Source organism: Acinetobacter sp. TY1, from assembly GCF_048551395.1.
GTDB lineage: Bacteria > Pseudomonadota > Gammaproteobacteria > Pseudomonadales > Moraxellaceae > Acinetobacter.
Window position 1 is genome coordinate 1 of sequence record NZ_JBLYZK010000045.1, and the last position, 10,432, is coordinate 10,432.

Below are 10,432 nucleotides of genomic sequence, written 5' to 3' on the forward strand. Positions count from 1 at the left end.
AAAATCGGAACAGATGTTAATTACGGTAGTCTTTGTAAGTTTTTACGTACAAAAAAGCAGATCGTCTGATCTGCTTTAGTAATGATTAGGATGATTCGCTTTCTTAATTAAATACTTTAATTGAGTATTTTCAATTAGAAGTGAGCATCTAGACCAATATAAGGGCCTTTAAACTCAAACTTCATATCACGGCTTTCTGTATCATCTAATTCAATATTTAAAATACGATAGCCTGCTTTTAAGCCAACATCAGCAAGCATGCTTTGTATAAAATTGTATTGAATTTCTGCTTGAGCGTCAGTGATTTTTACATCATTTACATTGGTATAAGTGGCTTCAGCTTTCGCATTTAAACCTGTGAAAGGTAATTTTACGCCCGCCGCAGCATAAATAATTGGTGCATATTCATCGACATTGAGTGATTTACCAAATTGTTTTACATCACCATTTAAACGTGTTGCACCGACACCAATATCAGCATCTACAATATTGTCGAGTATTTCATAATAAAGAATTAAATCGGTATGATCGAGTTTAAGTTCTGTATTTGCTAGACCGTATTGATCTGCTTCAGTATCGAAATTAAGCTGTGTATATTTTGCTTTGATATTTGGAATAAGTGGAATTGGGTGCTCAAAAGCAGCAGAAATTTGCACTGTACCATCACGGTCAATATCTTGATCTGCTAGGTTTTTTTCATCAATATTGGCTTTGCCATCGACATTCCAATAGCTAATATCACCTTTTAATCCAATGAAATCTGCTTGTGCAAATGAACACAAACCTAAAGTTACTGCTAAAACGGATAATTGAATATTTTTCATAATGCTCTCATTGGTGGAAATGACATTTTCATTCCCTTGTTTTGTTACTGAAACACCTTTCATTCGGTTTCAATATGAGCGCATGATATAGCGGTTGAAGTATTTTTTCATTATCAGAATGTATATAAAGAGGAAATCATGACCTTGTCTACGCAAGAAATTTTAGAATTACCTTTGTATGTCGCTGGAAAAGCGGTTAAAACAACACAATGGTTAGATGTACATTGTAAGTTTAGTGGGAACATTTATGCACGTGTAGCATTGGCAGATGATAAGGTCTTAGAAAGGGCTATTTCAGCAGCGGTAAAAGCTGAACAAGAAATGGCAGCATTAAAGCCCTTTCAAAAACAAAAGATTTTATTGCATTGTGTTAAGCGGTTTAATGAAATGCGTGATGAACTGACAGAATTATTAATTCTTGAAGGCGGTAAACCTCGTAATGCAGCGGCAGCAGAAGTTGAACGCTTGATTAATACTTTTCAAATCGCGGCAGATGCTGTTTCTACACTTAATGAAGGTCGCTTAATGCCTTTAGCTGTGACTGCAGCAGCAGGGTCATATCGTGGGATGGTGCGGAATATCCCTATTGGGGCTGTATCGTTAATTAGCCCTTTTAATTTTCCATTAAATTTAACCGCACATAAAATTGCACCTGCAATTGCAGCAGGTTGTCCATTTGTTTTAAAACCAGCAAGTTTAACGCCAATCTCTGCTTTAAAAATTGCCGAAGTTTTAGCGGAAACTGATCTACCTAAAGGCGCATTTTCAGTATTGCCTTGTCAGCGTGAACATGCTGATATTTTAGTGACCGATGACCGTTTTAAGTTGCTCAGCTTTACGGGTTCTGACCAAGTAGGTTGGGACATGAAAGCTCGCGCAGGTCGTAAAAAAGTGACTCTAGAACTAGGTGGCAATGCAGCGGTACTCATTGAACCTGATACTGAAGTAACTGATGCTTTGATTGATCGTATTATTGGTGGGGCATACGGACATGCAGGTCAGGTATGTATTAGCATACAACGTATTTTAGTGCATGCCGATATTTACAGCGATGTGAAGAAAAAATTAGTCGCTAAATTAAAAAAAATTAAAGCCGCTGATCCATCTTTAGATACAACGCTTGTCGGGCCAATGATTAAAGAAGCTGAAGCTTTACGTCTGAAAAAATGGGTCGATAAAGCCGAGAAAAAAGGCGCAAAAATTCTCAATGGTGGTGTGTTGAGCAAGAACTTATTTGAACCGACATTACTTGAAAATGTTGATGAAACTTCAGAAATTTATAAAGATGAAGCTTTTGGACCTGTTGCTATTTTAGAAAAGTATAAAGATTTTGAAGCAGGAATTTCCACCATCAATAAGAGTCGTTTTGGCTTACAAGCGGGTGTGTATACGCAGAATCTTAATAAGATGCTGTATGCATGGGATCATTTGCATGTTGGCGGTGTAATTATTAATGATATTCCAACATTCCGTGTCGACAATATGCCGTATGGTGGTGTGAAAGATTCAGGTTTAGGGCGTGAAGGCATTCAGTCTGCGATCCGTGATATGCAAGAAGAGCGTTTATTGGTGATTAAACAATAAAATGAATTTTAAGGAGCTTCGGCTCCTTCTTTAGTTTTGAATTATAGATTTTGAGGAGATATAACGATGATTAAAGTCTCTATTGTACGATTAACATTTTCACTTTTTCTATTGCTACTGAGCCTACAACTTTGGGCTTTTCAGTCTACACAATTGGTAAAAGATGCACGTTCTCAAATTGGACAAACCTTGTATTATGATCCGGCTTATACAGCTTTGAAGTATCCAACGGGTGATGTGCCATTGATTAAAGGTGTCTGTACCGATGTTGTGGTACGTGCTTTGCGTCATCAAAATATTGATTTACAACAGCGCATTCATGAAGATATGAAAGAAAATTTTAAAAATTATCCCCAAAAATGGGGGCTGAAAAGTCCCGATAAAAATATCGATCATCGACGTGTGCCGAATATTCAGACCTATTTTCAACGTCAAGGTTATGTAGTGAAAGATCAGAATTTCAAAGCTGGCGATATTGTCACTTGGGATTTAGGTAAAGGTTTAGTACACATTGGTATTGTTTCAAATCAAACCACTTTATTTTCTAAAACACCTTTGATTATTCACAATATTGGTCGAGGAACTCAGGAGAATGATATTTTGCATGAGTATAAGATTACAGGTCATTATCGCCTTCCGACTCAACTTAAATAGATTAGCTAAAAGTTGAATATAGTCTGGCTTTAAAGCATGAGTAAAAAAAATAGCCTAAAAAAACGACCAATAGCAGTTGAATGCTTAAATTATTCAGCAGAAAACGGTACAAATTACAGAAAAACTTAAGAAAAACAGGTATTGTTGCATCATTAAACAGTGATTTTTTCTGGCGTTCTTTAACCAAGAATGCTAGTAGGATGACTGGTTTGCAATGATAACAAAGTGCTCAAAAGGCGCTGTTGAATTCAAACAACAAAATTTAAATTCTCGGTACTTTTTTATCCGCAATATGACCAATAACAAGCGGAAAAGAAGGCATCTACAAAAAAATTAGGTGTTTTATGACAGATTCTCGTGAGAACTGGACATCACGATCAGGCTTTATCATCGCAGCGGTTGGATCTGCTGTAGGGCTAGGTAATATTTGGCGTTTTCCTTATGTTGCGTATGAAAATGGTGGTGGTGCATTTTTAATTCCATATTTGATTGCATTAATTACTGCGGGTTTACCGCTGTTATTTTTAGATTATGCGACAGGACATAAAAATAATACTTCTCCTCCAAAAGCGTACCGTGCATTATTTAAAGGTGGTGAAACGTTAGGTTGGTGGCAAGTATGTGTGTGTATCGTGATTGGTTTGTACTATGCGAGTGTACTGACTTGGGCAGGAAGTTATGTTTACTTCTCTGTGGGACAAATGTGGGGAAGTGATCCTGAAAGTTTCTTCTTCAATACTTACTTGCAAACGTCAAAAGCATCAACCTTTGATTTTCAATTTGTCAGTCATTTATTTTGGCCGATCACAGGAATTTGGGTACTTACACTGATCATTTTATTTGGTGGTGTGAAAAAAGGGGTTGAACTTTCCAATAAAATTTTTATGCCTTTACTCTTCATTTTGTTTACGATTCTTGTGATTCAAGCATTACGTTTACCGGGTGCAGCTCAAGGCTTAAATGCATTTTTTACCCCGAACTGGTCTGCGATGATGGACTATAAAGTTTGGCTTGCGGCTTATGGTCATACCTTCTTCTCGTTGTCTGTGGGTTTCGGCATCATGGTGACTTATGCCTCTTATTTAAAGCCAAAAACTAATTTGACAGGTTCGGGTCTGATTGTTGGTTTTGCCAATGCATCGACTGAAATTTTGGCAGGTATTGGTATTTTTGCGGCATTGGGCTTTATGGCTTTTGCAGCAGGAAAACCTGTTGATCAAGTGGTGAGTGGTGGTATTGGTCTTGCATTTATTGCATTTCCTAAAATCATTTCAAGCCTAGGTTCAGGTGCAGATTTATTTGGCTTATTATTCTTTACTTCGCTTTTCGTTGCGGGTATTTCTTCAATGGTTTCGATCCTTGAAGTGCCAATTGCAGCAATGCAAGATAAGTTAAAGTGGAGTCGTAAAAAAGCGGTAGCCATTATTGGTGGTGGTAGTGCGCTTGTTTCAATCACTTTATTTTCAAGTGTTAATGCGATTAAACTTGTTGATATTATTGACCATTTTATCAATAACATCGGCATTATCGGTGGTGCTTTATTGTCAATTATTACTGTAGCTTGGTTCAAGCGTTCAGCATTGATTGAGCTTCGTGATCACGTGAACCGTATTTCTACTGTTCAATTGGGTAAAGGTTGGGATTTCACACTGACGGTTATCACATCACTAATTTTACTTGTGACATTGTGTATGACAATCTTTAGCTTAGTGACCAAAGGCTATGATACTTATAGCTCAAGTATGTTGATGATTTTTGGTTGGGGCTGTGTGGCATTCTGTGCGGTTGTGGCACTTGTACTTAGCCAAGTTAAAGATCGATAAGGAGCTGAACAATGAATACTTCTGCAATCATTATGATGATTATTTCAATGGTTTTTCTTTGGGGTGGTTTGATTCTTTCGATCTTACACTTGATGAAAAACCCTGAAGAGCTCGATGACGTTCTTGAAGATATAAAAGATCAACATACCCTTTAATTTTGTATTTCAAATACAAGTTTAGGCGTTAAAAAAGCAGGCTTTTAAAGCCTGCTTTTTTGTGTCAGTTTTTAAATCCTCCCCCTTGCGAAGCAATGCTTCTTACCTTTTTCAAAGGAGGGAGCTTTCATCAACGAAAACTTATTGATATTGATGATTTTCCTTCTTTTTAAAGATGAGCAACGAAGTTGCGCAAGAGGGAGATTTTTAAGATTTTATGCAATCTTTTCAATACGGCAATAATAGAAACCATCACCATGACCGACTTGTGGTAAAAGCTGACGACCGTGAATTTGTTCAATGCCCCAATCCGCTTCAATTTTTACTTCTTGCGCATTGGCATGATGAGCAAAGAACTCAATCATTTGCTGTTCATTTTCAGCTTTTAAAATAGAACAAGTAATGTAAAGTAAAGTACCACCAACTTTCAGTTGCGACCACATATTTTCCAAAATTTGCTTTTGTAAAATCACAGTTTTTGCAATGTCAGTAGACTGACGCAATAAACGAATGTCAGGATGGCGACGAATCACACCCACTGCAGAACACGGTGCATCAAGTACGATACAATCTGCAAGCTCAGGTGCTGACCATTTTGCAGCATCTGCAGTAATAACGTCAACGTGTTTACCATCAAGCAATAAACGATCTAGATTTTCAACTACACGCTTTAAGCGCTTTTCATCTTGATCAAGTGCAATCAATTTTTTCACATCAAAAGTTTCTAAGATATGTGCAGTTTTTCCGCCAGGTGCAGCACAGGCATCAATCACAAACTTACCATCTAAATTTGGCAATAATGTTGCACAAAGCTGAGCGTGTTCATCTTGTACTGAAAAACCACCTGCTTCAAAACCAGGTAAACTTGGAATATGCAGGCTTTCATCCATCACAATACCGACTTTAGAAAGTTCACAACGATGCGCATCGATGCCTTCATCTTCCAAAATATCAAGGTATTCTTCACGGCTAACTTGGCGAGTATTGACACGTAAAGTCAGTGGTGCAGTTTGTTTTAATTCATAGCTGAGTTCAGCCAAACGTTCTTCGCCCCAATCTTTTTTTAGGCGTTTAGCAAGCCAACTTGGTAGGTTTGATGCCTGCTCAAGTACATCATAAAATTGTTCAGACTCGCGTGTAGCACGACGTAATATTGCATTTACCACACCGCTTAAACTTTCCATTCCCAATTGTTTGGTAGCTTCAACAGTTTCTGAAATTGCAGCATGAGCAGCGACACGTGTGCAAAGTAATTGGTATAAACCCAAATATAAACACGTTTCAACAAGTTCATTTTCAAGTGGTTTTGCAAGCAATGGTAATGTCACTTGTTTTAGCGCATGCCATTGACGCAAGCAACCGTAAACCAACTCATGATAGAGCGCACGGTCTTTGTCTGACACGATATTGATATGCTGATTTAAAACTGAAGAAAGCGATTGACCATTTTGGACAGCCAATAACGTTTTCACAACCTGAGCACGTAAGTTTAAGTTTTTACCTGAGGCGTGGGGAGATTGCTTCATTATAAAATGTGTCCAACAGTAAGTTTTTGAGTTTGATTAATTTGTACAGCGTTTAGGGCTTTGCCACCCGGCCATTGTAAATTGGTAATGCAAATACAGCGTTGATCGCCACATGCGACATGCACGCCATTTTTATCGAGAAGTACAATTTCGCCTGCTTGTGCTTGTCCTGGATTGACATCTGACAATGATGAATTCCAAATACGTAAGTTGTTATTTTCATCGAGCGGTGTAAATGCGACAGGCCATGGATTAAAAGCACGAATATTACGGTCAATAGCAACTGCGGATTGTGACCAATCAATTTGCGCTTCAGCTTTTGTTAATTTATGTGCATAAACTGTCAGTGCTTCATCTTGCACTTCACGATTATCCAAAGCAGTTTTGAGCGTATCTTCAGATTGTAAAACAGTGCAAATGGCTGTTGCACCTTGTAGCGCAAGTTTGTCATGTAGGCTTGCCGATGTGTCATCTGCGGTAATTGGGCAAATGGTTTTGAGCATCATATCACCTGTGTCTAAACCTGCCGCCATTTTCATAATAGTCACACCTGTTTCTGCATCACCTGTAGCAATTGCACGTTGGATAGGTGCAGCACCTCGCCAACGAGGTAATAGTGAACCGTGAATATTGAGGCAACCATATTTGGGTGTGTCTAAAACCACTTGCGGCAAAATAAGTCCATAAGCAGCAACGACCATGACATCGGCATTTAAAGCTTTGAGTTCTGCTTGTGCGGCTAAGCCTTCTTCTGTTGAAGATTTAAAATGTAAAGGTTGATAAACAGGAAGATCATGCTCGAGTGCCAATTGCTTTACGGCAGAGGCCGTTAGTTTTTGCCCACGACCTGCTTTGCGGTCAGGTTGCGTATAGACAGCAACAATTTCATTGTTGGTATTTAACAATGCCGCCAATGCACTTGCAGCAAATTCAGGCGTACCTGCAAAAATAATTCTCAAAGCTCTGGCTCGATATAAAAGATCTGGTGTTGATTATAGCAAAGCTATTTTTATGAAATACGAATAAATGATCACAAACATAATTTAGAAAAAAAACAAAGTTAAATTATGTAAACTAATCAATTATAAAATGTAGTAAAAATAAGAATAAAAATGCCAAAAAAAGTCACAAATAGTCAATAAAGGTAATTTATTTCAAGTTATTTTGAATTTAAATTTAATAATAATTGGTATTTTTTAATATTTTGAATCAAATATATATATTAATAAACATAATGAATTTAATGGAAAATGAACATAGTGGATGCTAGTGACGTTTTTGAAATAAAAAAGCCAATTATTTCACATAAAATTGATTGCTTTTTTTGTGAACAGATTGTTAAATAAGAGAAACGGTTTGTATGAATTATGTGCAAAAGTAGGGAGTATAAAAATCTACGCACACAAAAAACACAAGACTACAGGTAAATAACAATCTGTAGTTTGAAAAGGAATAAGCAAAAAAAGATCAAGTTACAGAACAATTCTGTAGCGAAAACTAATGAGTGTTTGCAGAGCAAAAAACAATCTGCAACCACGAACCAATAGGAATACATAATGAACAAGATTTATAAAGTCATCTGGAATGCTACTTTGGGGACGTGGGTTGCAGTGTCTGAGCTCGCTAAAGGTAAAACAAAATCTTCTAAAGTCACGGTAATTATTGGTGCTACAACTGTTGCTTTGATGGTAACTTTTAGTCCAAATGCGATGGCAGCTTATACTGCTGGCGGGGGAGTCGATAATAGTAGTTCTACTACAGGCTTAGCTATAGGGAATGGTAGTAATGGTTCAGCTACTGTTGGAACAAATGGTGCAGAGGCGATTGCAATAGGTGCGACTACACGAGCTAATGGTTCTCAGTCGACAGTGATTGGTAATGATATTACGGGTAATGGAGATCAATCTGTAATTATCGGTTCTAATTTTAATAGTAATATGACGATTTCTACAGGGAAAGGTGGGGTAGCTGTTGGTAGTGGTTTAACGACTACCTTAAAAAGTCCTATGGCTAATGGTATAGGCTCTGTAGCAATTGGTTCAAGTGGTGATACTTCTGCAAATAGTAATTCTTTAAATGGCGCTGTAGCATCAGGTAATCATGCTTTGGCTTTAATGGCAGGTTCAACTGCTAGTGCAAACGATACAATTGCAATAGGAACAAATGCTGGTGCTATTTCTGATAAGAGCATTGCACTTGGTGCAAATGCTGATGCTGGTCGATCAGGAGGAGTAGCAGATGTTAATGCAATAGCGATTGGACAAAATACCAAAGCATATGCATATAGTATTGCATTAGGTACTGGTGCAAATGCAGATAATGCTGGATATTTACGCACAGACGGTGGTATTGCAATTGGTAATGATGCAACAGCTGGTAATATTAAAAGCGGTATAGCAGTTGGTAATAGTGCAAATGCAAGTTTAGATAATTCAGTTGCATTAGGGAATAATTCAAAAACAATCGCGATGTCAAAAGCGGCATACCTTACAAATCAGGCTACTACAGCTGCTGTAGGTGTAGTTTCCGTAGGTTCTGATACACAAAAACGTCGTATTCAAAATTTAGCGGATGGTGCTGAAGATACAGATGCTGTAACAGTTGCCCAGTTAAAAGCAACGAATCTTAAATATGAGGGTGATGTTAGTACAACAAACTCAGTAACGACTGGAAATAATTTCGCTAGAAAAATTGGGGAAACCTCAAAAATTGTAGGTGGTGTAACAGATACAACAAAACTCGCTGATAATAATATTGGTGTTGTTTCTAATGGGACGGACACACTTACAGTTAAGTTAGCTAAAAATATTACTATTGATAGTGTTACCACAGGGAATAGCAAACTTGATAATTCAGGCTTGGTTGTAAAAGATGCAACAGGCGGATTGAGTGTTACCAAAGATGGTATGCAATTCGTTAATGCGGATGGTACGACACAGACGCCAAATACAGCGAGTATTAGCAAGACTGGTGGTGTAAATGCTGGTAATAAAGTAATTACCAATGTAGCAAGTGGTGGTACGACAGCATCGAATGCGGCGAATATTGGTGATGTCCAAGCAGCGGCAGCGGCAGCAAAAACAATAGTTGCCCAAGGGAAAAATACCACTGTTAGCAAAACAACAGATGCAACAACGAAAAACGATACTTATACAGTCAACGCAGATTCAGCTAGCGTATCGACTTCAAGTGCTTTATCGGTGGTGAAGGGTACAAAAGATGCTAATGGCAATGTTGACTATGCTTTAGACCTATCGGCGGCAACAAAAACCGACATTAAAGCGGGTACAGATGCTAAAACTGCGGTAGATAGCAAAGGATTAACATTCACTGGTGATAGTGGAACGACAGGGATTAAAAAGCTTGGAGATGCTGTAGCGGTTACGGGTGATCCGAATATCACGACAACAGCAACAGCAACAGGCGTACAAGTTAAACTTAATCCGAATTTGAATGTGACTAGTGTTACCACAGGTTCATCAAAACTAGATAACACAGGTTTAACGATTACAAATGCTGATCCGACGAAGACAGTAAGCGTAACGAATGCAGGTATTAATGCAGGCAACAATGCGATTACTAATGTAGCAAGTGGTGGTACGACAGCATCGAATGCGGCGAATATTGGTGATGTCCAAGCAGCGGCAGCGGCAGCAAAAACAATAGTTGCCCAAGGGAAAAATACCACTGTTAGCAAAACAACAGATGCAACAACGAAAAACGATACTTATACAGTCAACGCAGATTCAGCTAGCGTATCGACTTCAAGTGCGCTATCGGTGGTGAAGAGTACAAAAGATGCTAATGGTAATGTTGACTATGCTTTAGACCTATCGGCGGCAACAAAAACCGATATTAAAGCGGGT

The 10,432-nt window shown here is 38.1% G+C and carries 8 protein-coding genes; 5 read left to right on the plus strand and 3 right to left on the minus strand.

All coding sequences use genetic code 11. From position 1 onward, the window contains the following. Nucleotides 1-134: 134 nt before the first annotated feature. Nucleotides 135-824: a TIGR04219 family outer membrane beta-barrel protein gene (locus ACK2M2_RS15575; RefSeq protein WP_409512919.1), complete on the minus strand. Its 690-nt coding sequence runs from the start codon at nt 822-824 to the stop codon at nt 135-137. Between the two features lie 138 nt (nt 825-962). Between ACK2M2_RS15575 and ACK2M2_RS15580 the strand changes: the two genes are divergently transcribed. From ACK2M2_RS15580 to ACK2M2_RS15595, 4 genes are all read left to right on the plus strand, one after another. Next, nucleotides 963-2,408, plus strand: coding sequence for an aldehyde dehydrogenase family protein (locus ACK2M2_RS15580; RefSeq protein WP_419349763.1), 1,446 nt, complete (start codon nt 963-965; stop codon nt 2,406-2,408). Nucleotides 2,409-2,474: 66 nt separating this feature from the next. After that, the gene (locus ACK2M2_RS15585) at nt 2,475-3,062 is read left to right on the plus strand and encodes a DUF1287 domain-containing protein (protein WP_419349765.1); all 588 of its coding nucleotides are present in this window, start codon (nt 2,475-2,477) and stop codon (nt 3,060-3,062) included. Nucleotides 3,063-3,406: 344 nt separating this feature from the next. After that, nucleotides 3,407-4,885: a sodium-dependent transporter gene (locus ACK2M2_RS15590; RefSeq protein ID WP_419349767.1), complete on the plus strand. Its 1,479-nt coding sequence runs from the start codon at nt 3,407-3,409 to the stop codon at nt 4,883-4,885. Nucleotides 4,886-4,896: 11 nt separating this feature from the next. Further along, a complete protein-coding gene (locus ACK2M2_RS15595) occupies nt 4,897-5,040 on the plus strand; it encodes a methionine/alanine import family NSS transporter small subunit (protein WP_409512915.1) in 144 nt (47 codons plus the stop codon). 215 nt (nt 5,041-5,255) lie between these two features. Here ACK2M2_RS15595 and rsmB read toward each other — a convergent pair whose 3' ends face one another. Together rsmB and fmt are read right to left on the minus strand one after the other, a co-directional pair. Further along, nucleotides 5,256-6,566: a 16S rRNA (cytosine(967)-C(5))-methyltransferase RsmB gene (gene rsmB, locus ACK2M2_RS15600; RefSeq protein WP_409512914.1), complete on the minus strand. Its 1,311-nt coding sequence runs from the start codon at nt 6,564-6,566 to the stop codon at nt 5,256-5,258. Beyond that, nucleotides 6,566-7,525: a methionyl-tRNA formyltransferase gene (fmt, locus tag ACK2M2_RS15605; RefSeq protein WP_419349770.1), complete on the minus strand. Its 960-nt coding sequence runs from the start codon at nt 7,523-7,525 to the stop codon at nt 6,566-6,568. The genes rsmB and fmt overlap by 1 nt, the downstream gene beginning before the upstream one ends. Nucleotides 7,526-8,122: 597 nt before the next feature. Here fmt and ACK2M2_RS15610 point away from each other — a divergent pair. Continuing rightward, nucleotides 8,123-10,432 (plus strand): ESPR-type extended signal peptide-containing protein (locus ACK2M2_RS15610; RefSeq protein WP_419349772.1); only part of this gene is annotated, 2,310 nt, incomplete at its 3' end.